Source organism: Providencia sp. PROV061 (assembly GCF_011045655.1).
GTDB lineage: Bacteria > Pseudomonadota > Gammaproteobacteria > Enterobacterales > Enterobacteriaceae > Providencia > Providencia hangzhouensis.
This window is the reverse complement of record NZ_CP042861.1, coordinates 3,894,003-3,916,221: the sequence shown is the minus strand read 5'-3', so window position 1 is coordinate 3,916,221 and position 22,219 is coordinate 3,894,003. Positions and strand designations below refer to the sequence as shown.

Annotated in this window: 19 protein-coding genes; 9 read left to right on the top strand and 10 right to left on the bottom strand. The window is 42.5% G+C overall.

Going from position 1 to position 22,219, the window contains the following annotated elements; genetic code table 11:
- Positions 1–9 precede the first annotated feature (9 nt).
- Together FVA72_RS18080 and frdA are read right to left on the bottom strand one after the other, a co-directional pair.
- Positions 10–744, bottom strand: coding sequence for a succinate dehydrogenase/fumarate reductase iron-sulfur subunit (locus FVA72_RS18080; protein ID WP_004258616.1), 735 nt, complete (start codon positions 742–744; stop codon positions 10–12).
- Positions 737–2,533, bottom strand: a complete 1,797-nt coding sequence (gene frdA, locus FVA72_RS18075; RefSeq protein ID WP_004258614.1) for a fumarate reductase (quinol) flavoprotein subunit — start codon at positions 2,531–2,533, stop codon at positions 737–739. The genes FVA72_RS18080 and frdA overlap by 8 nt, the downstream gene beginning before the upstream one ends.
- An 800-nt stretch (positions 2,534–3,333) precedes the next feature.
- Between frdA and epmA the strand changes: the two genes are divergently transcribed.
- The gene (epmA, locus tag FVA72_RS18070; RefSeq protein WP_110591188.1) at positions 3,334–4,311 is read left to right on the top strand and encodes an elongation factor P--(R)-beta-lysine ligase; all 978 of its coding nucleotides are present in this window, start codon (positions 3,334–3,336) and stop codon (positions 4,309–4,311) included.
- A 69-nt stretch (positions 4,312–4,380) separates the two neighbouring features.
- On the opposite strand, the gene glpQ is transcribed toward epmA, so the two are convergent.
- Positions 4,381–5,454: a glycerophosphodiester phosphodiesterase gene (gene glpQ / locus FVA72_RS18065; RefSeq protein WP_004258611.1), complete on the bottom strand. Its 1,074-nt coding sequence runs from the start codon at positions 5,452–5,454 to the stop codon at positions 4,381–4,383.
- 103 nt (positions 5,455–5,557) lie between these two features.
- Entirely contained in the window at positions 5,558–6,907 is a 1,350-nt protein-coding gene (glpT, locus tag FVA72_RS18060) for a glycerol-3-phosphate transporter (protein WP_110591189.1), read from the bottom strand.
- 436 nt (positions 6,908–7,343) lie between these two features.
- Here glpT and glpA point away from each other — a divergent pair, with 436 nt between their 5' ends.
- Genes glpA through glpC form a run of 3 tightly spaced genes read left to right on the top strand, consistent with a single transcriptional unit; the run spans position 7,344 to position 11,474 of the window.
- Positions 7,344–8,999 carry an anaerobic glycerol-3-phosphate dehydrogenase subunit A gene (gene glpA / locus FVA72_RS18055; protein ID WP_110591190.1) on the top strand — a complete coding sequence of 552 codons (1,656 nt, stop codon included), beginning with the start codon at positions 7,344–7,346 and terminating at the stop codon, positions 8,997–8,999.
- Positions 8,989–10,284, top strand: a complete 1,296-nt coding sequence (gene glpB / locus FVA72_RS18050) for a glycerol-3-phosphate dehydrogenase subunit GlpB (RefSeq protein WP_110591191.1) — start codon at positions 8,989–8,991, stop codon at positions 10,282–10,284. Before glpA ends, glpB begins: the two co-directional genes overlap by 11 nt.
- The gene (gene glpC, locus FVA72_RS18045; RefSeq protein ID WP_004258601.1) at positions 10,281–11,474 is read left to right on the top strand and encodes an anaerobic glycerol-3-phosphate dehydrogenase subunit GlpC; all 1,194 of its coding nucleotides are present in this window, start codon (positions 10,281–10,283) and stop codon (positions 11,472–11,474) included. The genes glpB and glpC overlap by 4 nt, the downstream gene beginning before the upstream one ends.
- A gap of 94 nt (positions 11,475–11,568) precedes the next feature.
- Here glpC and FVA72_RS18040 read toward each other — a convergent pair whose 3' ends face one another.
- Entirely contained in the window at positions 11,569–12,237 is a 669-nt protein-coding gene (locus FVA72_RS18040) for a 7-cyano-7-deazaguanine/7-aminomethyl-7-deazaguanine transporter (protein ID WP_004258598.1), read from the bottom strand.
- Positions 12,238–12,405: 168 nt separating this feature from the next.
- On the opposite strand from FVA72_RS18040, the gene tusA reads away from it, so the two are divergent.
- On the top strand, positions 12,406–12,654 hold the full coding sequence (gene tusA / locus FVA72_RS18035) for a sulfurtransferase TusA (protein WP_110591192.1): 249 nt from the start codon (positions 12,406–12,408) through the stop codon (positions 12,652–12,654).
- A gap of 54 nt (positions 12,655–12,708) precedes the next feature.
- On the opposite strand, the gene FVA72_RS18030 is transcribed toward tusA, so the two are convergent.
- The 3 genes from FVA72_RS18030 to FVA72_RS18020 form a co-directional block, all read right to left on the bottom strand.
- Positions 12,709–13,635, bottom strand: a complete 927-nt coding sequence (locus FVA72_RS18030; protein ID WP_110591193.1) for an Rpn family recombination-promoting nuclease/putative transposase — start codon at positions 13,633–13,635, stop codon at positions 12,709–12,711.
- Positions 13,636–13,833: 198 nt separating this feature from the next.
- Positions 13,834–16,236, bottom strand: a complete 2,403-nt coding sequence (locus tag FVA72_RS18025) for a zinc/cadmium/mercury/lead-transporting ATPase (protein ID WP_110591194.1) — start codon at positions 16,234–16,236, stop codon at positions 13,834–13,836.
- 153 nt (positions 16,237–16,389) lie between these two features.
- Positions 16,390–17,019 (bottom strand): lysoplasmalogenase, encoded by a 630-nt coding sequence (locus FVA72_RS18020; RefSeq protein ID WP_110591195.1) that lies wholly within the window; start codon positions 17,017–17,019, stop codon positions 16,390–16,392.
- 121 nt (positions 17,020–17,140) lie between these two features.
- Between FVA72_RS18020 and FVA72_RS18015 the strand changes: the two genes are divergently transcribed.
- The gene (locus FVA72_RS18015) at positions 17,141–17,491 is read left to right on the top strand and encodes a DUF2500 family protein (RefSeq protein ID WP_004258585.1); all 351 of its coding nucleotides are present in this window, start codon (positions 17,141–17,143) and stop codon (positions 17,489–17,491) included.
- A gap of 6 nt (positions 17,492–17,497) precedes the next feature.
- Here the strand turns inward: FVA72_RS18015 and FVA72_RS18010 are convergent, their stop codons facing one another.
- Positions 17,498–17,794 carry a DUF1145 family protein gene (locus tag FVA72_RS18010; RefSeq protein ID WP_110591196.1) on the bottom strand — a complete coding sequence of 99 codons (297 nt, stop codon included), beginning with the start codon at positions 17,792–17,794 and terminating at the stop codon, positions 17,498–17,500.
- A gap of 10 nt (positions 17,795–17,804) precedes the next feature.
- Complete coding sequence (rsmD, locus tag FVA72_RS18005) at positions 17,805–18,386, bottom strand: 16S rRNA (guanine(966)-N(2))-methyltransferase (protein ID WP_004258577.1); 582 nt, start codon at positions 18,384–18,386, stop codon at positions 17,805–17,807.
- Positions 18,387–18,662: 276 nt separating this feature from the next.
- Here rsmD and ftsY point away from each other — a divergent pair, with 276 nt between their 5' ends.
- The 3 genes from ftsY to ftsX are packed head-to-tail and all read left to right on the top strand — an operon-like array spanning position 18,663 to position 22,137.
- Positions 18,663–20,495: a signal recognition particle-docking protein FtsY gene (ftsY, locus tag FVA72_RS18000; RefSeq protein WP_110591197.1), complete on the top strand. Its 1,833-nt coding sequence runs from the start codon at positions 18,663–18,665 to the stop codon at positions 20,493–20,495.
- Positions 20,496–20,501: 6 nt separating this feature from the next.
- The gene (ftsE, locus tag FVA72_RS17995; protein WP_004258545.1) at positions 20,502–21,167 is read left to right on the top strand and encodes a cell division ATP-binding protein FtsE; all 666 of its coding nucleotides are present in this window, start codon (positions 20,502–20,504) and stop codon (positions 21,165–21,167) included.
- Complete coding sequence (gene ftsX / locus FVA72_RS17990; protein WP_004258540.1) at positions 21,160–22,137, top strand: permease-like cell division protein FtsX; 978 nt, start codon at positions 21,160–21,162, stop codon at positions 22,135–22,137. The genes ftsE and ftsX overlap by 8 nt, the downstream gene beginning before the upstream one ends.
- The last annotated feature ends 82 nt before the right edge of the window (positions 22,138–22,219 follow it).

Here is a 22,219-nt window from a genome sequence, read left to right as displayed (position 1 = left end):
CAATTCTCCTTATCGTGGCTTCAGCATGGCGATAACAAAGTCTTGCGCACTGGCAACTTTACCTTGTTGGATCGCACCCGCAGGGTCGACATGCTTAGGACAGACTTCAGAGCAGTAGCCTACAAACGTACAACTCCAGACACCATTGTCACCGTTTAACAAGGTCATGCGTTCTTTCGCACCATGGTCTCGGTTATCTAAATTGTAGCGCTCTGCCAATGTAATCGCGGCTGGACCGATGAACTCTGGGTTCAGTCCAAATTGTGGGCAAGCTGCATAGCACAGACCACAGTTGATACAGCCTGAGAATTGATGGTATTTCGCCATCTGGGCAGGCGTTTGCTTATTTGGGCCTTCAGAAGGTTTACGGTCATTACCGATAATGTACGGTTTGATCGCCTCTAAACGCTCAATAAAGTGAGTCATATCAACAACAAGGTCGCGCTCGATTGGGAAGTTACCTAATGGCTCAACTTTCATGCCTTGCGGGTATTCACGCAGGAATGTTTTACAAGCCAGTTTAGGCACTTTATCCACCATCATGCCACAAGAACCACAAATCGCCATACGACAGGACCAGCGGTAAGACAGGTCTGGAGCGAGATTATCTTTGATATAGCCTAACGCATCTAACAAAGAAGTTTGCTCGTCGTAAGGGACATCATACGTCACCAAATGGGGCTCACTATCCGTTTCCGGATTGTAACGCATGATCTCCATTTTTAGGTGTTTCATATCATCCATTAGCTTGCTCCTTCTTCGCCTTATCTTGAGCTTCAGCTTCGGCACCGTAAACACGTTTAGCTGGCTGAGATTTCGTGATTTTCACGTCACTGTATTCTAAACGAGGGGAGCCCTCTGGGTTATAGAATGCCAAAGTATGTTTAAGGAAATTAACATCATCACGCTCAGTACAGCCTTCATCGAGACGTTGGTGTGCACCACGTGATTCTTTACGGTTGATTGCAGAGTGAGCCATACATTCCGCCACATCAAGGCCAAAGCCTAATTCAATGGTGTACAGTAGGTCAGTGTTAAATACGCTGCTATGGTCGGTAATTTCGACATGTTTGAAGCGTTCTTTCAGCTCAGCAATTTTATCAACGGTTTTTTGCATTAATTCAGGAGTACGGTAGATACCGCAGCCTTCTTCCATTGAAATACCCATTTCGTCGCGAATTTTCGACCAGCTCTCTTTCCCTTTTTGGTTCATGAGCTTGCTGAGGTCAGCTTCGATATCACGAGTACGGGCTTCGATAGCATTTGCATTGGCTGGTGTTGCTTCAGCAGCATGGCGAGCAGCTTCTTCACCTGCCAGACGACCAAATACGACTAATTCAGCTAATGAGTTAGAACCTAAACGGTTTGCACCGTGCAAGCCAACAGAAGAACACTCACCGACAGCAAATAGGCCTTTGATGCGTGTTTCTGTGCGTTGATCCGTTTCGATACCACCCATGGTGTAGTGAGCGGTTGGGCGAACAGGAATTGGGTCTGTTACTGGGTCAACACCCACGTAGGCTTTCGCCAATTCACAAATAAATGGTAAACGCTCATGCAGTTTTTCTGCGCCAAGGTGGCGAAGATCTAAGTAAACAACATCACCGCGGTGGGTACTGATGGTGCGACCTGCACGCCATTCGTGCCAGAACGCTTGGGAAACTTTGTCACGTGGACCCAGTTCCATATATTTATTTTCAGGTTTACCCAGTGGAGTTTCAGGCCCCATTCCGTAGTCTTGCAGATAGCGATAGCCGTCTTTATTGACAAGGATCCCCCCCTCACCACGACAACCTTCGGTCATTAAGATACCAGAACCCGGTAACCCAGTTGGGTGATATTGAACAAATTCCATATCACGCAGCGGCACGCCATGGCGGAATGCGATACCCATACCATCACCGGTTACAATACCGCCATTGGTATTGTAGCGATAAACGCGTCCAGCACCGCCAGTTGCCATCACGATGGCATTAGCACGGATCTGGACTTTTGTTCCTTCCATCATATTTAACGCGACAAGACCACGGACTTGGCCTTCATCAACAATGATATCGAGAACAAAATGTTCGTCAAAACGTTGGATTTGTGGATATTTTAATGAAGTTTGGAACAGGGTATGGAGCATGTGGAAGCCAGTTTTATCAGCAGCAAACCACGTACGCTCAATTTTCATTCCACCAAAACGGCGAACGTTAACTGAACCATCTGGTTTACGGCTCCACGGGCAGCCCCATAGCTCTAGTTGGGTCATTTCTGTTGGGCAGTGTTCGACAAAATAGTCGACAACATCTTGCTCACACAGCCAGTCCCCACCAGCTACAGTATCATTAAAATGATAGTCATAGGAGTCATGAGCCTGAGTAACTGCTGCTGATCCCCCCTCTGCGGCCACAGTGTGACTACGCATTGGGTATACTTTTGAGACCAGAGCAATCTTGATATTGGGATTTGCTTCAGCGGCAGCAATTGCTGCACGTAAGCCTGCGCCCCCGGCCCCGATAATCGCTAAATCGGCATTGAAGGTTTGCACTGCGCTTCTCCATTGTTCAAGTGTAAAATTGATAAATTCTTTTAAATACTTTTGATAATTAGCTACGTCATTTTCAGTTCAACTTAAAGCTAAACTACGAAATATCTGTTTTTTAATAGTAAATAATATAATAGCTAATAATGACTTATCATGCTGTGAATTATAGCGAATAGTACTCAAGATAAATTTGATATAGAGGGGGGTTTTGGCCAAATTTAGCGATAAAGTGTGAGGTAGATCTTCTTTTTATAAATTGTTTTTACATTGCTCGATTTTCTAGGCTGTTAACATCGAATAAAAAGGAATTTCAAATAATTATCATTAAATTTACATAAAATTTTAGTGTATAAAACCAAGGGAATTAGTCAGGTTTTACCAATAATAAGTGAATAATACTATTATTATAGCTGAAGAGTTTCATTCATATTGAATGCTAATTTGCGAGGAGTCTCACTATTTATTTTTAGAAGAAGTTCAATTTCGAAGAGAAAATTTTAAAATAGATTGAGAAAGCGAATCGTTTCGCTTTTTTAGTAACAGTTATGTCACATAACATAAGAAATAATCATGTTTCTGACAATTTTCTTTATCTTTCCTCATTAACTCGATGTATAGCTCAAAGTAAAGGCTTTGCCTAATCGTATAAAGCAAGAGATAATCTGGTTATCTCTACTTACTCATCATGTCGACAGTTACAAGTACTTACGCCCAGATAAATGTGCATTATCAGTGTAAATGCATTGTGTGTTGCAAGTGAGGTGGGTACACTGCACGACTAAGTTTATTTTGGAGTTATCTTAATGAGTGATATAGCGAATTGGCAGCCAACCGCCCCCATCGCTAACCTGTTACAGCGCGCAAAAATAATTGCGGAAGTCAGACGTTTTTTTACTGATCGCTGTGTACTTGAAGTCGAAACCCCCGCAATGAGTCAGGCAACAGTCACTGACATTCATCTTGTTCCATTTGAAACGCGTTTTGTGGGTCCTGGTGCGGCACAAGGCATTAATTTATATTTAATGACTAGCCCTGAATACCACATGAAACGCTTATTAGCGGCAGGTAGTGGCCCTATCTATCAGTTATGTCGTAGCTTTAGAAATGAAGAAGCAGGGCGACATCATAACCCTGAATTTACCATGTTAGAGTGGTATCGTCCGCATTTTGATATGTATCGTTTGATTAATGAAGTGGATGATTTACTGCAACAAGTTTTAGAATGTGAGAGTGCAGAGCTTCTTTCTTACCAACAAGCGTTTTTACGTTATTTGGATATTGACCCGCTGTCCGCTGAAAAAAGCGAATTACGTGAGGTTGCTGCCCGTTTAGATTTGAGCAATATCGCGGATCAGGAAGAAGATAAAGATACCTTACTTCAACTGCTATTTACCATGGGCGTTGAGCCTCATATTGGTAAAGAAAAGCCTGCAGTCGTGTATCATTTCCCTGCGACTCAAGCTTCTCTTGCGGTGATTAGCACGGAAGACCACCGCGTAGCTGAGCGTTTTGAGGTGTATTATAAAGGGATGGAACTGGCGAATGGTTTCCATGAACTCACCGATGCAAGCGAACAACGCCAGCGATTTGAACAAGACAACCGTAAGCGTGCGGCAATGGGGCTACCTACTGCGCCTATTGATGAGCACTTATTGGCGGCTTTAGAGCATGGTTTACCCGATTGTTCTGGTGTAGCAGTTGGGGTTGATAGGCTGATAATGATTGCATTAAATGCAGACAAGATCAGTGATGTGATCGCATTCCCTGTCACTATTGCTTAACTAAGACGGTTAACTTGAAGAGAATGCAGCCAAATGAAATGGCTGCATTCTTGTTTTTGGTTCAGAAAACTATTTTTGCTTCTGCTGTTCCAAGAACTTAACCCCTAAGTCAGGGAAGTCTGTGAAGGCGCCATCGACATCGGCTTGGTTATAAATAATGTCATAAAGCTGTTGCCCATCTTTGGCGTATTTTGGCAGCTTATCAACACGGATAGTGAACGGATGAACTGCCATTTTGTTATCATGAGCTTCTTTAACCATGCCATTCACTTTGATATTAGTTGGCGTGGATTCTTCACTAATTAGCATATGATAGTCAGGGCCAATACCATCTGCATAGGTCGCAATTTCTTTCATGGCGCCGGGTTTCATCATCCAATCATAATTGTAATTAACCCAAGTTCCGTCAGGTTTTTGCTCTTGAGTTTCATTCCAATCGGTGTAAGCAATCAATTGAATTAATTTAAGATCCATTCCCATTTCTGGCATCAAGGTATTTTTGATACGTTTTAGGTCATTAGGGTCAAATGACTGTAGATAAACGTTGGAATCCTTGGTGGTATAGCCATACTCTTTAAGGACTTCGAGTGTTTTTTTGGTGATATCTTTGCCTTCTTGTAAGTGGAACCAAGGGGCTTTAATTTCTGGGTAGATACCAATATTCTTACCCGTTGACTTGTTTAATCCCTGAACAAATTCAATCTCTTCTTGGAAAGTATGAACGCGGAAGTCTGATTTGCCCATTGGGAAGCGGTTCGGATAGCTTTGCACTTTTTTACCATCAACAATATCAAATCCTTCTGTAAAATTGAGTGATTTGATTTCATCAAGGGTAAAGTCAATCGCATAGTAACGGCCATCTTTACGAGCGCGGTCAGGGAAACGTTCAGCAACATCTGTCACGCGATCGAGATAATGGTCATGTAAGACCACGAGCTCGTTATCTTTCGTCATAACTAAATCTTGCTCAAGAAAATCAGCACCTTGTGCGTAAGCCATTGCTTTTGCAGGTAGGGTATGTTCCGGTAAGTAACCACTTGCACCACGATGTGCAATGACAACTTTACTTGAAGCTTGAGCTACAGCAGACACTGACATCACTAAAACCATACTAGCCACCAATGTTTTTAATGGAAAGCTCATGATTATATCTCCTTGGCACTTTATTTGGGTAAAAAAATGGGCTACATCATTTTTTGATATAGCCCACGAGTCTAGCGATTAACAATGAACATTTGATGAATGTTTATTGTGAGTTTGCTAATTCGCGTTTATGTTTGCTTTCGCTCAACATCACGATAAACAGTAGAACAACGGCCAGTGCTGAACCACCGATCATGACTGCGAAGCCACCGTCCCAACCGAAGTAGTCTACGGTATAACCAACGATAGCACTTGCTGCTACAGAACCACCGAGGTAGCCGAACAAGCCTGTGAATCCTGCGGCTGTACCTGCTGCTTTTTTCGGTGCAAGTTCAAGGGCGTGCAAACCAATCAACATAACAGGACCATAGATTAGGAAACCGATGATCAACATACATGCCATATCAACATTTGGGTTACCAGCTGGGTTCATCCAGAACACGATAGTTGCAATGGTTACCAGAACCATGAAGAACACACCAGTGGCTCCACGGTTACCACGGAAGACTTTATCCGACATCCAACCACACAGTAACGTACCTGGGATACCTGCGTATTCATATAAGAAGTAAGCCCATGAAGATTTGTCCATTGCGAAGTGTTTAACTTCACGCAGGTAAGTTGGAGACCAGTCCAAAACACCATAACGCAGTAAGTAAACGAACACGTTCGCAATCGCAATCATCCATAATAGTTTGTTAGGGAAAACATACTTCATGAAGATTTCTTTTGCAGTTAACTCTTCCTCATCTGATGCTTTATAGTCAGTTGGATAGTCGTTTTTGTACTCTTCAATTGGAGGAAGACCACAAGATTGCGGGGTGTCGCGCATTAACGCAAATGCAATGATTGCAACAAGGATAGCAGCCAATGCAGGCATATACAGCGCAGCTTTCCAGTCGTTAAACCATGCCATACCTAACATGAACAGTAATGGAGGGATACCACCACCGACGTTGTGTGCACAGTTCCAAACCGAAACGATACCGCCACGTTCTTTTTGTGACCACCAGTGAACCATGGTACGCCCACAAGGAGGCCAACCCATACCTTGGAACCAACCACAAAGGAACAGTAATACGAACATTACCATGATGCTTGATGTTGCCCATGGTACGAAGCCCATAATTAACATCACTGCGGAGGCGAGAATCAAACCTGCTGGTAAGAAATAACGCGGGTTTGCACGGTCGGAAAACGACCCCATGATAAATTTAGAAAATCCGTAAGCAATTGAGATCCCTGATAATGCAAAACCAAGGTCACCTTTAGAGAAACCTTGTTCAACAAGATATGGCATCGCTAACGCAAAGTTCTTTCGGACTAGATAATACGCTGCGTAACCAAAGAAAATACCCATGAAGATCTGCCAGCGAAGCTTACGATAGACAGGATCTATCTTATCCGCTGGCAGCCTCTCTATATGAGGTGCTGGTTTAAAAATGCTTAACATATACGCCTCCGATGGCATGCTAATTTTTATTTACACTTCCATTTCTCTATTTCAGAGAAATATTGAGTGTTTATTATTGGTGAAGTAACAAAAACGAAAGTAATCGAGTAATTTAAGAGTCTTTATTTTCTTAATTGCTCTAAATTGTAGTCGTTAAAAAACAATTTATCTGTAATCCAACGCACAATTATTGATTTTGTTTATGAAGTTGCATAGTAAATGACATTTGTGAATAGAATGGAACTAGAAATGTTAATTATTTTGTGATTCTCATCACGATTTTGTTCTTTTGAACACTGAATATGCATCAATTGCTTTCGTTTTTGTTCCTTATCAAACATTGATCGCGTTTCTGGGCTATATTTAATAATAGATTATAAAAATAGAATCTATACTTATCGATTATAGAAATGTTTATTAATGTGAGGAATGCGACATGAATGGCTCATCTGTGACTGAGACGGATGTCATCATTATTGGTGGTGGCGCAACAGGTGCAGGAGTCGCTCGTGACTGCGCTCGCCGAGGTCTAAGAACTGTTTTACTCGAAAGGCATGATATTGCGACTGGCGCGACAGGGCGTAACCATGGGTTACTTCATAGTGGCGCGCGTTATGCAGTCACAGATGGTGAATCCGCCAGAGAATGTATAGAAGAGAACAAGATTTTAAAACGTATCGCGCATCACTGTATAGAGCGAACTGATGGTTTGTTTATTACTTTACCTGAAGACAGCTTAGAGTATCAGCAACAATTCATTACGGCTTGCCAAGCTGCGGGTATTGATGCGACTGCAATTGACCCCAAAGAGGCTATTCGCCTTGAACCTTCTGTTAACCCACATCTAATAGGTGCGGTTCGTGTTCCTGATGGCACGGTTGACCCATTCCGTTTGACTGCGGCAAATATGTTAGATGCCAGAGAGCATGGCGCGAAAGTGTTAACTTATCATGAAGTTATTGGTTTGATTCGTGATGGCGACACCGTATGTGGCGTGACGGTTTATGATCACCACGCCAAGAAGCAATATGATATTTACGCGGAAATTGTCGTCAATGCAGGCGGGATCTGGGGGCAAAAAATCGCAGAGTATGGCGAATTAAAAATTAAAATGTTCCCTGCGAAAGGGGCGCTATTAATTTTAGGCCATCGCTTGAACAACATGGTGATAAACCGTTGCCGCAAACCTGCAGATGCCGATATTTTAGTTCCCGGCGATACGATTTCCCTGATTGGGACCACATCGACTCATATTGAATATGACCAAATTGATAATATGTATGTCACCCCTGAAGAGGTGGATATTCTTATTCGTGAAGGTTCAATGCTATCACCAGCACTTGCAACAACACGCATTTTACGTGCATATGCAGGTGTTCGGCCATTAGTTGCCAGTGATGATGACCCATCAGGGCGTAATGTCAGCCGCGGTATTGTGCTGTTAGACCATGCTAAACGCGATGGCTTAGAAGGGTTTATCACTATCACTGGTGGTAAGTTAATGACATATCGTCTGATGGCTGAGTGGGCTACTGATAAAGTTTGTGAAAAATTAGGCCACAGTGCCAAGTGTACAACAGCAGAAGCGCCACTACCGGGCTCGCAACATAGTGCAGAAGAAGCCTTACGCAATGTTGTTTCTATCCCAGCCCCTATTCGTGGCTCAGCGGTTTACCGTCATGGTGACAGGGCTTCTGCAATTCTCAGTACGGATAGGCTCGATAAAAGTTTAGTTTGTGAGTGTGAAGCCGTTACTGCTGGTGAAGTACGCTATGCCGTTAATTCATTAACGGTGAATAATTTACTTGATTTAAGGCGTCGTACTCGTGTGGGGATGGGAACTTGCCAAGGTGAATTATGTGCTTGCCGTGCTGCGGGGTTACTCAATCGTTTTAATGTCACAACGCCTCATGAAACAGAGCAACAACTGAGTCACTTCCTTAATGAACGTTGGAAAGGTGTACGTCCAATTGCTTGGGGTGACGCATTGCGTGAAAGTGAATTTACCAGCTGGGTATATCACGGGTTATGTGGCATGAATGAAGCGACACTTGGCAAGGATGCACAGAAGGAGGCGGACAATGAAATATGATGTAGTGGTAATGGGCGGCGGTTTAGCTGGATTAATGAGCGGTATCCGTTTGACCCAGTCTGGTCTATCTTGTGCAATTGTTAGTGCAGGGCAAAATGCATTACATTTTTCATCAGGCTCCTTGGATTTATTAACCCATTTACCAAATGGACAAGTGGCTGAAAAACCACTAGAAATGCTTGATGCGCTAAAGGAACAGGCGCCAGCACACCCTTATAGTTTAATCGGAAAGACGCAAGTTACTGAGCTAGCGCATATGGCTCAGTCAATATTGCAGCAAGCAGGAGTTCATTTAAAAGGCTCTTGTGAAGAAAACCATTATCGTATTACACCTCTGGGCCATAAACGGATGACTTGGCTTAGTCCTGAGTCTGTTCCGACTGTCGGTTTGCACCATAAAATGGATGTTAGCAAGATTGCTGTGGTTGGTATCGAAGGTTTCTTGGATTTTCAACCTCAGATGGTGGCTGATGAGCTACAACGTGAGGGGTTACAAGCAACATCGCATTATGTGCATTTACCATTATTAGACCGATTAAGAGAAAACCCGAGTGAGTTTAGAGCGGTTAATGTTGCTCGTTGGCTTGATAGACCAGAAAATATGGCACAAATGGTTGCTGAAATTTCTCCGTTGGTCACAGATGCAGAGGCGATTTTTATGCCAGCCTGTATCGGACTCGATAGCGATGAACCTTTACATGAATTACAAATGAGCTTAGGTAAGCCATTATTTTTACTACCGACTCTTCCTCCTTCGCTATTGGGGATTCGTTTGCATGAAATGTTACTGCGTCAGTTCCGTCGCCAAGGTGGAATTGTGATGCCTGGTGATAAAGTTACCGCTGTGAATTGTGTTGATGGCCGAATTGAATCTGTCCAGACTCGTAATCATGGCGATATCTCTTTAAAAGCTAAGCATTTTGTTCTGGCGACGGGAAGCTTTTTTAATAATGGTTTGGTGGCAGAGTTTGACCGTGTCTATGAGCCTTTGATGCAATTGGACCTGTGTGAAATTTCAGAACGTGCAAAATGGACTAACAAAGAGTTTTTCGCTTCCCAGCCCTATATGGCTTTTGGTGTGAAAACCGATGAAAAACTACGCGCACAAAAAGAGGGGAAAGCCATTTCTAATCTTTATGTAGCCGGCGCTGTTTTAGGCGGTTTTGACCCTCTCACTCAAGGTTGTGGTGCGGGCGTATCGATAATTAGCGCATTATATGCCGCTAATGAAATTATTAATGAACTGAGTAAGAATAAAACTATGCAGGTGGAGGTGGCACAATGAGTATTCAAGATGCAAGCTTTGAAAGCTGTATTAAATGCACTGTGTGTACCACTTATTGCCCTGTTGCAAAGGTTAATCCTCTGTATCCTGGCCCTAAGCAAGCAGGGCCAGACGGTGAGCGTTTACGCTTAAAAGATCCGATGCTGTATGACGAAGCGTTGAAATATTGTACTAACTGCAAGCGTTGCGAAGTCGCTTGTCCATCAGATGTGAAGATTGGCGATATTATTGCTCGTGCGCGTAATACTTACAGCCAACAGAAACCTAAAATTCGTGATGCTATTCTCAGCCATACGGATTTAATGGGGTCGTTATCGACGCCATTTGCACCAGTTGTCAATACTATTACAGGGTTAAAACCTGTACGTCAAATCCTTGATAAAGCATTGAAAATAGACCACCGCCGTGAATTACCTAAATATTCGTTTGGGACTTTCCGCCGTTGGTATGCAAAACAAGCCGCTGAACAAGCTAAATTTGAAGAGCAAGTTGCGTTCTTCCATGGCTGTTATGTGAATTATAACCACCCTCAATTAGGTAAAGACTTAATTAAAGTCTTTAACGGCATGAATATTGGTGTTCAGCTACTTAAACGTGAAAAATGTTGTGGTGTGGCATTAATAGCCAATGGCTTTATGAAACAGGCTAAGCGCCAAGCCAATGTTAATTTAGAGTCATTGCAAGAAACTATCCTTGAAAAACATGTACCTGTTGTTGCAACTTCATCAACCTGTACGTTTACCATCCGTGATGAATATACGCATGTACTTGATGTTGATACTTCTGCTATGAGGGATAACATCGAGCTCGCAACGCGTTATATTTATCGTTTACTTGAAGAAGGGCGTGAACTCAAACTGAAACATACGCCTTTAAAAGTGGCTTATCACACACCATGCCATATGGAAAAAATGGGGTGGACTTCCTATACGTTAGAGTTAATTAAACGTGTACCAGGGGTTGAGCTAATTGTGTTGGATTCACAATGTTGTGGTATCGCAGGAACCTATGGTTTCAAAAAAGAAAACTATGAGGTTTCTCAAGGAATAGGGGCAGGGCTGTTCCGTCAAATTGAAGAAAGTGGTGCGGATATGGTGATTACAGACTGCGAAACTTGTAAGTGGCAGATTGAGATGTCGACGAGTAAGAAGTGTGAGCACCCAATTTCACTTCTAGCAAAAGCTTTGTGATCTGTTACTTATCGAATTGTAGGGTTGTTATTTTTTGTTTTAGCTCAGTTAAACTTATTTGGAGATAGCATTTAGCTATCTCCTTTTTTTGTTTTTAGTGTTGATTGGCTAACTGTTTTTTATCTGAGTTTGCAAAGAAAGACTTCAAGATAAAGTTCAAAAGCACACCATAAGCAGGCAAGAAAAATAGCATGCAAATAAGTAGCTTAAAGACATAGTCAACTAAAGCAATCTCTACCCAATTTGCAGCCATAAATGGATCGCTACTGCGGAAAAAAGCAATAAAGAAAAAGGCGATAGTGTCAATCAAGTTACCAAAGAACATTGCACAGGCAGGTGCTACATACCAACGTGCATTTTGGCGTAATCGATTGAAAACACTGACATCTAATATTTGACCCAGTACATAAGCCATAAAACTCGCTGCGGCAATACGTGCTACAAATAAGTTAAATTCAGATAATGCGGTAAAACCTTGCCATTCACCTTGGAAATATAAAGCTGAAATAACGTATGAAATCAGTAATGCGGGCAGCATAACTGCAGTGATAATTCTGCGTGCAAGCGGCGCGCCATAAATACGAACGGTTAAATCAGTAGCTAAGAAAATAAATGGAAAAGTAAACGCACCCCAAGTGGTATGGAAGCCAAAAATATTAATTGGCAACTGCACGAGGTAGTTACTAGAAGTAATGATTAAAATATGAAATAACGAAAGCCAAATTAACGCAGTGGCTTTTTGCTGCGCAGTAAAATCAAACATATTGTACCTTTTTAGTCACAATGGGGTGAGGGAACCCATGAAATACATCCCAACACTTGGGAGCAGCGCATCATACTCTTGTTGCGCAACAAATGCAAAACTGTTCATTTATCAATGGATATTTTATTATATAATCAGTCTATTGATCCCTTTTAGAAGTGTTTTTTAATGTCTGATTTATTTGCTAACCCAACGAAAACCCTTGATACACTAGGGCTGCGTTGCCCTGAGCCTGTGATGTTAGTGCGTAAAACGGTTCGTAACATGGCCGATGGTGAAACGTTGTTAATTATTGCTGATGACCCAGCAACCACACGTGATATCCCAGGTTTTTGCCGCTTTATGGAGCATGATTTATTAGCAGTAGAGGCTGACTACGCACCATATCGTTATTTGTTGCGTAAAAAATCGAGCTAGTTGTTACTAGCTAATTTCTTTTTGTATGTTAATCCCTGCCAAGAGGTAGGGATATTATTGTAGGCTTAATACTTCCTGATAGCTTAACCCAGTAAGTTGGCAGATAAGTTCAATACTTGTACCAAGTTGCAAACCTTTAAGTGCAACTTCATGTTGTTTTTTGTTTGCTCCAACATCAATGCCTCTATTTACACCAATATCAATTCCCTCTTGTAACCCTTGATTTTTTAATCGTTGCGCGATGTTCATAATAGCCTCTTGGTTATTTTCTAATTGGTATATAAGTTGATTAACCACTGTCTCAAAATGAGGTGAATCCATAGTAATAAATAAATAGTTGAAAATAGTGATGATGTCATCACTATGATGATAATTTTGATTCATCGCTTCAGCTAGTAGCTGCGTGACTTTTTCTATGTTATCTCTTAAGTCTCTGTGCTTCATTGCGAGTTCCATGACGGCAACTTTGCGATGATTTACGAGTTCGTTATCATCAATAACAGTAATATCAACGAGTGGAAATGGCTGACTATATAAGTTTGATGCAATTTCTGGCCATGGGAAACAGTGTGTCCATGGTTTAGCATATGGATAAGGCGTTATCTTCCCATGATAAAATAAAACAGGCACAACCAGCGGTAGATCACGATGACCTTGTTGTAAATGTTGGTTCATGGCAAGGAATGCATAATGCATCATTCTCCAACACATTAGTTTATCTGGTGTTGATTGGTGCTCAACTAACATATAAATATACCCTTCACCTTGCTGTGTCTCGACAGTGTAGAGAACATCTGAAAGACGAGTGCGTAGCTGGTTATCAATGAAAGAAGAGTTTGTTATCGCTAATGTTTTGAAATCACATAATTGCTTAATATGGCCGGGTAAATGGATATCAAAAAAATCACGTGCATTATCAATTTTAGACATAAACCCTTTAAATGCAGCATCATGTGGTGTTGAACTGTGATTTTTTACCATGCCAAGTACCTGCTAAACGTCATGCCGAAATAATCTATTTACAAAACGTATTTTAGCGAAGATTGAGACTGATGGAGAAAAAGTTAGTCCTAATTCTCTAATTAAGGTTGTATTTAACATATTGTAATACAACAAAATATTGGAATAGTTGTAAATAAAAACGCCACTAAGTGTGGCGTTTAAATCAATTGGTATAAATTATTTTTTCACTTGAGGTAACTTGACTCGCAGTAAACGTACAGCGTTCGCAGTGACGAGTGCTGTTGCACCTGAATCAGCAAGTACGGCGACCCAAAGCCCGGTAATTCCCAATAAACTGGTCACCAGAAATATTGCTTTTAGCCCCAAGGCAATCGCTATATTTTCACGAATAATTTTCCGAGTCGCACGAGATAATGCAATAATCTCTGCAAGTCCAGTCAAACGGTTATGGGTTAATGCAGCATCGGCGGTCTCTAATGCCACATCAGTACCACTACCCATGGCAACACCGATACTAGACGCTTTCATTGCAGGAGCATCGTTAATACCATCACCGACCATCATTGTGCTGTGGTTACGATTAAGGGCCATAACTGCTGTCACTTTATCTTCTGGTAATAACCCTGCGCGGTACTCCATGCCTAATTGGCCCGCGATAGCGCTTGCAGCACGAGGGTTATCGCCTGTTAGCATTACAGCATTCACATTGAGCGCTTTCAGCATGCTCATCGTATCTACTGCATCGCTGCGCAATGTATCTTGCAGTGCAGTTAAACCAATTACGCGGTCATTTTCGAGTGTGACAACAACCGTTTTTCCTTCAGCTTCTAATGTTTCGACCTTATTTTTCCATTCACTATCGAGTGGAATATCAAGGCGGTTTGGCGCACTCACTAGTATACGTTTACCATCAAGTACACCCTCAACTCCTTTTCCAGCTAATGCTTTACGATCTTGTGCTTCAACGATGCCTAACGATAACGCCTCTGCTTTATTCACCACCGCTTTTGCCAGAGGATGATGTGAACCCACTTCAACGGAGGCGGTAATTTGGACTAATTCACTTTCGGTCATGCCTTCTACAGGAATAAGGTCAGTGACATGAGGTTTACCTTCCGTGAGTGTGCCTGTTTTATCTAAAGCAATTGTCGTGATAGTGCCCAGTTGTTCAAGTGCCGCACCGCCTTTAATTAATGCACCTCGGCGTGTTGCTGTTGCCAGTGCAGACGTTATCGCCGCAGGGGTTGAAATCACTAATGCACAAGGACAACCGATTAATAACAGTGTTAAACCTCGGTAAATCCAAGTCTCCCATGGTGCACTGAAGAATATTGGTGGAATAATAATCACTAGTGCTGAAATAAGCATAATGATTGGGGTATAAACCCGGCTAAAGCTGTCAATAAAACGTTCTATCGGCGCACGGCGTTCTTCCGCTTCCTCAATTAGCTGTAAAATGCGGTCAATCGCATTTTGACCTTGCTCTGATACCACCTGCATTTGAACGGCTCTATCAACAGATAAGCAGCCTGCAGCCACCTTTTCACCGACATTACGCTCTACAGGAACGGACTCACCTGTTAACGCACTTTCATCAAAGCTGGCAAAACCTGACACTAACACCGCATCGGTAGGTAAACGTCCACCCGGTGCAATCTCAATAATGTCTCCTGGTCGTAATTGCGCAACAGGAATCGTTGTTTTTTGCCCATCTTTGATTAAAACGGCGTCTTCTGGTACCAGTGCCATTAAGGCGCTAACCCCTCGTCGGGCTCTTCCGGCAGAATAGGATTCCAACATTTCGCCTAACATAAACAGTAAGATAACCATCGCGGCTTCTTCTGTTGCTTGAATAAAGATTGCGCCTATTGCGGCAACGGACATCAAAGTTTCGATAGCAAAAGGTGAACCCGTTCGCATTAAGCGCAATGATTTACGTGCGATCGGGTATAACCCAAATAGAGTGGTTAAAATAAAGGCGATATTACCCAACTGTGGATTGATAAACTCAATTCCCCAACTAATCGCCATTAAAATCGCTAATATAATAACGGGCTTAGCTTCATTGAGTAAGCTTTGTGGTGGCGCGATAGTTGCCGCACTGTTGCCACCGACTTCAAGTAATTCATAACCCGCAGTTTCAACGGTAGAACGAACCGCTACACTAATATCGGTGTTGGCATCAACCACCAGTTTTTCCGTAGCAAATAACACTTTGGCTTGTTTTACTTCACTTATTTGCCTAACTGCAGTTTCAATTTTGTTTGCACAGCTTGGGCAATCCATACCACGGATGATCCAGCTAAAGCGCTGGCCTGCCGCTTGGGTAGGCTCAACTTCATTGCTGATATCCGCAGTTAACCCGCAGCTATTGCCATGTTTGTGATCATGACCAGAATGGTCATTGGCGGCGTGATCATGAGTTGAATGACACTCACCACTGTGCCGGTGACTGCCTTCATCGTCGTCAGGATGTTTCTTCACACTACCATGTTCATGAGTATGTGAGTCATCACTAACTTTTTGGCTATTGCCCGCTACAGTAGATGAACAGCAACTGTTGCTAGAGCAGCAGCTACTTGTGTGATTATGTGTTTCTTTATGGGAATGTGAGTGCATAAGCGCCCCCTTATCAAACAATGTGTTCTATCATTGTGGATAAGTTTACACTCTGGAGTCTACTCCAGAGTCAAACAAAAATAGGGCGGCCAATTGATAAAATTCTCAAATAGCACTTTTTATCAATTGGCATGGTATGACTAAAAGGTGTGATTATAAGTAAATCGCTCGCACAATGAAAAACTGTCCAAGGAAGTATAGTGCTGCAACAACGGCTTTTGAGGCTTTAAAGGGAATACGGAATCGAGCAATTAGCCAAATACAGTTAGAAAGAAATAGCAGTGATGCGCCAATCATGATTGAGAAGTTGTATTCACGACCGAGACCAAAATATTGATCACCAGCAACCCATGCCATAATCATGCACATTATTAATGATGCAAAAACAATAGCTTGTAGGCCTTCAAGCTTGCCCCAAATGAAAACTAAAGTAATGGCAGCGACAATCAGAGGTGCGGCAAGCCAAGGTAGATAGAGCCCGAAATTAAATTGCATTCCGAAGCTGATGGTATAAATCAAATAACTCAGGAACATCAACGCGACGGAAGCTAGTAAGTGCTCACTTGAAAGCATGCGAGAAAGATCTGCAACGAGAGAAACTAGCAGCCCCGCAAGAATAAGATAATTTTGCAGGTTAAGGTCGTCGGAACTCCAACCCCAAAGTAATAAAAGTAGCAGTGTGATTGGGCGAAATAACCAACGTTGCCACCCGGGTCCTCGATAGGCGGCATCGACATATAACCAACCGGAAAAGAGTACAGCGAGGAATGGCCAACTAATCATATACACATCCTTATATGTTCAATGAATGACACGGCAGGGATCCGGTAACTTAGAAACGTGTCCTGTTTAGTTAAATAAGATAAACTATCACGACGGACTTTTTAAGCAAAATGCACACATTATGAATAAGCCAATATTACTGATTATCGTTTTAGCGATTATTGCGGTGCTCGCCACTAAGCGTTTTTTTGACCAACGCAAGCAAAATGAACTTAATGATAACGCTTTGCCTGTAAGCTACTTAGTAAAGGTTGATAGCAAAAAAGACTACCCTTATCCTAACATGCGTTCTCGAGAGCGGGATGTAGTTTCACCTGAAACTTTTCGCTATGAGATTCACTTTAAAACGCTATCAAGCGGCGAAATTATTAAAACTATTGTAACGGAAGAACAGTATCAAGGCGTTGAGCTTGGCCATGAAGGCAAGCTCATTATGCAAGGTACTCGGTTTATTCGTTTTGAGCCAGCGTAGAATAAGTTATTCACCTGATTGTTTTTTCTTTGCTTCTTCTAAATCGGCTTTATTTTTTTTCTGCATGGCTAGCATTTCGAATACGCCAAAAAAGAAAATGCGTAATTGAACTAAACCAGAGATTTTCTCTCCTTTTGGCAGCGTTGCTTTTAGGAAAATAGTTTGTAGTGCGTGCATGAAAATCATAAAAACCATTGCAATATCCATAAAATATTTCAATGGTTTAGGGAATGGGTGGATGAGATTAAAGACCATAAAGCCCCAAACGCAAATCATGAGCAGGCGTCCAATATTGATAAACATGTTTTTGTCCCTAAAGTGAAGTTCGAATAAAAAGGCGATATGCGACTTGCCCTGCTATTTTTTCGCGATGAAGTTGCCAATTAGCTGGGATGTCAGTAAGTGGTGACTCCGCTTCTGACTCAACGTATATCCAGCTTTCTTCAGCTAACCATTGGTTTTTTTCTAACAATTGAATGGTTTCATTGAGCAGCCCTTTGCGAAATGGTGGGTCAATGAAAACGACGTCAAAAGGTATACCTGCTTGGCTTAAAAAATTTAGGCTATTGTGATTCACTACGGTTGCGTTATCGGCTTGTAAGCGAGCTTTATTTTCAGCCAGTAATTGTGCGTTTTGTTTATCGAGCTCAATAAAGGTGACCGTTTCTGCAAAACGAGAAAGTGCTTCAAAGCCCAGAGAACCACTGCCTGCGAAGCAATCTAAGCAACGCGCATCCCGAATAATTGGCATCAACCAGTTAAATAATGTTTCTTTAATTCTGTCTGTGGTTGGGCGTAAGCCCTCACTATCACGAACTGGCAGCTTTCTTCCGCGCCATTTCCCACCGATAATACGAATTTGCCCTAAAGAGGGAGATTGTGGTTTTTTTGCCATAATGTTTATTGTTGCTTAACGGGTTTATGTACTTAAATTTGATTGTTACTATTGTATACCTGTCAGGCGATAAGTTGCAGTGTTGTTATCTCTGATTGGCTGTATTTCAATTATAGTGCTTCATTTTCACAGTTTTAACACGAAAATTCAGATTAAATTGGCAGGATTTTTCTTTCAGATATGTGTTGCTGAGCGATGAAATGGTAGACTGCATATAATTTTATTGCGATTTGATTATCGAGTGCCATATTTTTACCGCGAGGAGTGTAGTGGCAAATGGCTAAAGACAAGAAAAAAGGTTTTTTCTCATGGTTGGGGTTTGGGCGTAAAAATGAAGAAGAAACCCAGCAACAAGAAGCTCAACAGAATGATAATGATATAGTCAAGGACGTTGAAAAACAATCAACCCATGAAGCTGCGGTAGATGCCGCAACAGCCGAAGTAGAACGCCAACATCAAGCAGAGCAAGCCGCGATTAAAGCCGCTGAAGACGAAGCTGAACGTCAGTATGAAGCACAGCAAGCTGAGATTGAGGCAGCAACAGAGCAAGCAGAACGTGAGCGAGAAGCGAAACTAGCAGAACTCCAAGCCGCCCAAGAGCAAGCAGAACAAGCGCGTCAGGAAGCCCAAGAGAAAAAACTAGCGGAAGAAAAAGCTGAGCGTGAGCGTCAAGAAGCTGAAGCAATGCGTATTGCTGAAGAAGAAATGGAACGTCAGCGTCAACTTGAGCTAGCTGCGATTCAAGCGGCAGAGGAGGCCGAAGAGCAACGCCGTCAGGCGGAGTTAGCTGTCATTCAAGCAGCCGAAGAACACGCGGAACGTGAGCGCCAAGCAGCAGAAGTCGCACGTTTAGCCGAAGAACAAGCGGAACGTGAACGCCAAGCAGCAGAAGCGGCACGTTTAGCCGAAGAACAAGCAGAACGCGAACGCCAAGCAGCAGAAGCGGCACGCTTAGCCGAAGAACAGGCTGAACGCGAGCGCCAAGCAGCAGAAGCGGCACGCTTAGCCGAAGAACAGGCTGAACGCGAGCGCCAAGCAGCCGAAGAAGCCCGTTTAGCCGAAGAACAAGCGGAACGTGAGCACCAAGCAGCAGAAGAAGCGAGAATTGCAGAGGAAGAAGCTGAAGCTGAGCGCTTACGTTTAGAAGAAGAAAAAAATAATTCACCAACAGAGCAAGAAAAACCTAAAAAAGAAGGTTTCTTTGCTAGGCTAAAGAAAGGGTTATTAAAAACTCGCCAGAATTTAGGTTCAGGTTTTTTTGGGCTGTTTTCAGGTAAAAAAATTGATGATGACTTATTTGAAGAGCTAGAAGAACAGCTATTGATTGCCGATGTCGGGGTTGATACCACTCGTAAAATCATTGATAACTTAACGGCACATGCAAGCCGTAAAGAACTCAAGGATGCAGAAGCGTTATATGGCAAATTGCGTGAGGAAATGTCTGATATTTTAGCGAAAGTGGATAAACCACTCGTGATTGAAGATAAAAAACCCTATGTTATTCTTATGGTTGGTGTTAATGGGGTCGGGAAAACGACTACAATTGGTAAATTAGCACGTCAATATCAGTCGGAAGGAAAAAGCGTCATGTTAGCCGCGGGGGACACTTTCCGTGCAGCAGCCGTTGAGCAACTTCAAGTATGGGGTGAGCGTAATAAGATCCCTGTGGTAGCCCAACATACTGGTGCAGACCCTGCATCTGTTATTTTTGATGCGATTCAATCAGCACAAGCGAAAGGGGTTGATGTTTTAATTGCAGATACCGCTGGACGTTTACAAAATAAATCGCACTTGATGGAAGAGTTGAAAAAAATTGTTCGGGTAATGAAAAAACTCGATGAAAATGCTCCCCATGAAATTATGTTAACGCTAGATGCAAGTACTGGACAAAATGCGGTAAGTCAGGCAAAACTTTTTGATGATGCGGTCGGTCTAACAGGTATCACATTGACTAAACTCGATGGCACAGCAAAAGGTGGCGTAATTTTCTCTATTGCCGACCAATTTGGTATTCCAATTCGTTATATTGGTATTGGTGAGGGTATTGAAGATTTACGTCCATTTAAAGCAGATGACTTTATCGAGGCTCTATTTGCCCGAGAGGAATAATTTTCGATGATTCGCTTTGAACACGTTAGTAAAGCTTATCGCGGTGGCCGCCAAGCACTCCAAGGGGTTGATTTTCATCTTCAACCTGGAGAAATGGCATTTCTAACAGGCCATTCAGGCGCAGGTAAAAGTACATTACTTAAACTGATTTGTGGTATTGAACGCCCAAGTGCGGGTCATATTTTATTCAATGGTCATGATATCAGCCGCTTGAAAAATCGAGAGATCCCGTTTCTGCGTCGGCAGATCGGGATGATTTTTCAGGATCACCACCTGCTTTTTGATCGAACGGTATATGACAATGTCGCAATGCCGCTAATCATTTCTGGTGCCAGTACCGAAGATATTCGTCGCCGAGTTTCTGCGGCATTAGATAAAGTCGGGTTATTGGACAAAGCTAAAAACTTTCCAATTCAGTTATCTGGTGGGGAGCAACAGCGTGTCGGTATTGCCCGAGCGGTAGTGAATAAGCCAACGATGTTATTAGCGGATGAACCAACAGGTAACCTTGATGGTGAATTGTCAGAAGGGATAATGCGTTTATTCGAAGAGTTCAACCGTGTAGGGGTGACCGTTTTAATGGCAACCCATGATATTGCATTGATTGAGCGCCGTAACTACCGTGTTCTTACATTAAGTGAAGGCCGTATGCTTGGAGGTCAACATGGCTAAGAATGTCCGAAAAAGTAAGCCGGAACGAGCCAAGCAATCGAAAAGTAAAGCATTAAAAGGCGGTTGGAAAGAGCAGTGGCGTTATTCGTGGTTGAATGCGCTCGCTGATATGCTTAGACAGCCTTTAGCCACCTTTTTGACTATCATGGTTATTGCCATTTCACTCACGTTACCGAGTCTTTGCTATATTGTGTGGAAAAATGTTTCGCAAGCTGCGGAGCAATGGTACCCAACACCACAACTCACTGTTTATTTGGATAAATCTCTTGATGAACAAGGTGGGCAAAATGTGGTAACGCAGTTGCAAGCGCTTGATGGGGTTGACCATGTGAATTATCTTTCACGTGACCAAGCCATGAGTGAGTTTCGCAGTTGGTCTGGTTTTAGTACTGCGCTCGACATGCTAGAGGAGAACCCACTGCCTGCGGTGGCCATAATTACGCCTAAAATTGATTTTGAAGGTTCTGATGTATTAACAACACTGCGTGATAGGGTTAGCCAAGTCGATGGCATTGAAGAAGTTCGCATGGATGATAGCTGGTTTGCACGGTTAGCCGCACTAACAGGTTTGGTGGGGAAAGTTGCTTCTGTCATTGGGATTTTAATGATTGTGTCACTGTTCCTTGTGATAGGAAATAGCGTACGGCTCAATATTTTTGCTCGCCGTGATACAATCAATGTGATGAAGTTAATTGGTGCTACCGATGGGTTTATCATGAGGCCATTTTTAAATGGTGGCCTTGTCTTGGGCGCATTAGGTGCCATTATTTCCTTGATTATGACCTTTCTACTTGTTTGGCAGTTAGCAGACGGTGTTGCAAAAGTAGCCAGTGTGTTTGGTACACAATTTCAGATTGAAGGGTTGTTATGGGAAGAGTCTTTATTGATTCTATTGTTATCGGCTATGGTTGGTTGGATAGCAGCATGGTTAGCAACACTTCAACATTTACGACACTTTACACCTGAGTAACGAGTTGTTTTCTCATCATTTTTATTAAAGAGTCATGATTTAATTATATCATGACTCTTTGATTCCATTGCAAATTTGCGTT